The organism is Streptomyces sp. NPDC057486 (assembly GCF_042802415.1).
In the GTDB taxonomy this organism is placed as follows: Bacteria; Actinomycetota; Actinomycetes; order Streptomycetales; family Streptomycetaceae; genus Streptomyces; species Streptomyces yanii.
On sequence record NZ_JBHVEE010000318.1, the window covers coordinates 1 to 1665 of the forward strand.

The following is a 1665-nucleotide window of genomic DNA, read 5'->3' on the forward strand; positions in this document are numbered from 1 at the left end:
CCGTCTCGCTGCGGTACCGCACGCCGCGCATCAGCTCACCGTCCGTGATGCCGGTCGCGACGAAGAACACGTTGTCGCCGCTGACCAGGTCGTCCGTGGACAGCACCCGGTCCAGGTCGTGCCCGGCGTCCAGCGCGCGCTGCCGCTCGGCCTCGTCCTTCGGCCAGAGCTTGCCCTGGATGACACCGCCGAGGCACTTTATGGCGCACGCCGAGATGATGCCCTCGGGGGTGCCGCCGATGCCCATCAGCAGATCGACGCCGGTGCCCTCGCGGGCGGCCATGATCGAGCCGGCGACATCGCCGTCGGTGATGAACTTGATGCGGGCGCCGGTCTCCCGGATCTCCTTGACGATGCCCTCGTGGCGCGGGCGGTCCAGGACGACGACAGTGACGTCCTCGGGGGCGGAGTTCTTCGCCTTCGCGACCCGGCGGATGTTCACCGCCACCGGGGCGTTGATGTCGACGAAGTCGGCGGCCTCGGGGCCGGTGACCAGCTTGTCCATGTAGAAGACCGCGGACGGGTCGAACATGGAGCCGCGGTCGGCGGCGGCCAGTACGGCGATGGCGTTCGGCATGCCCTTGGCATTCAGGGTCGTGCCGTCGATCGGGTCCACGGCGATGTCGACCTCGGCGCCGGTGCCGTCACCGACCCGCTCGCCGTTGAACAGCATGGGGGCTTCGTCCTTCTCGCCCTCACCGATGACGACGACGCCGTTCATCGAGACGGTCGAGACGAGGGTACGCATGGCCTTCACGGCGGCGCCGTCGGCGCCGATCTTGTCGCCGCGGCCGACCCAGCGCCCGGCGGCCATGGCGGCGGCCTCGGTGACCCGGACCAGCTCCAGGGCCAGGTTGCGGTCGGGGGCCTCCGGGGAGACCTCTAGCTGGGACGGCAGATGATGCTCGGACATCGGAGCGCACCTTTCTGTACGACGACGACCGGAAGAGGGTGCTCTGACTCTATCGCCAGGTCGATAAAATGAGCAGACCGGGTCACTTATGAGCGGCGGGATGGGGTGGGTGCCGCGTCCTCCTGCCCCTCGGTCGGCCCCGTCGGACGTGATGCGACCATGGACCCGTGGCAAGCAAGCGAGGCAAGCAGACAGCGCGGGACATGATCCTGTCGATGGCGGTGATCTCCGCCGTCGCGGGGGTCGTCTACATTTTCGTCCCGCACGACGACAAGGCCAACCCGGTCAAGGCGGTCGACTACCGCGTGGAGCTCGTGACGGCCAGGCGCGCGGCCCCGTATCCGGTCGCTGCTCCGGCCGGTCTGTCCGAGGACTGGAAGCCGACCTCGGTCAGTTATGAGCGCGAGGCGGGCAACGGCTGGCACCTGGGCTTCCTCGACCCGGACGGCAAGTACGTCGCGGTGGAGCAGTCGACGTCCCCGGCGGAGAAGTACGTGTCCGAGGTCAGCCGGGACGCGCGGAACACCGGGCGCACGCAGCAGGTCGCCGGTGAGACGTGGCAGCACTGGGAGGGCCCGAAGTACGACGCCCTCGTGCGCCACGACAAGGGCGCCACCACGGTCGTCACCGGATCGGCGTCGACGGAGCGGCTCGCGGAGATGGCCGCCGCGCTCAGGACGTCCTGAGCCGCGAGCCGGACGGCCCCGCGTGCGGGCGTACCGAGAAGGGCCCCGGAGCACATGCTCCGGGGC

At 69.8% G+C, this 1665-nt stretch carries 2 protein-coding genes; one reads left to right on the forward strand and one right to left on the reverse strand.

Annotation, left to right across the window (positions count from 1 at the left end; translation table 11 throughout):
- Positions 1–913: class II fructose-bisphosphatase (gene glpX / locus ACFU6I_RS48600; RefSeq protein WP_384381006.1), on the reverse strand; the 913-nt coding region annotated here is incomplete at its 3' end.
- Positions 914–1080: 167 nt separating this feature from the next.
- Here glpX and ACFU6I_RS48605 point away from each other — a divergent pair.
- On the forward strand, positions 1081–1599 hold the full coding sequence (locus ACFU6I_RS48605; RefSeq protein ID WP_384381009.1) for a DUF4245 domain-containing protein: 519 nt from the start codon (positions 1081–1083) through the stop codon (positions 1597–1599).
- The last annotated feature ends 66 nt before the right edge of the window (positions 1600–1665 follow it).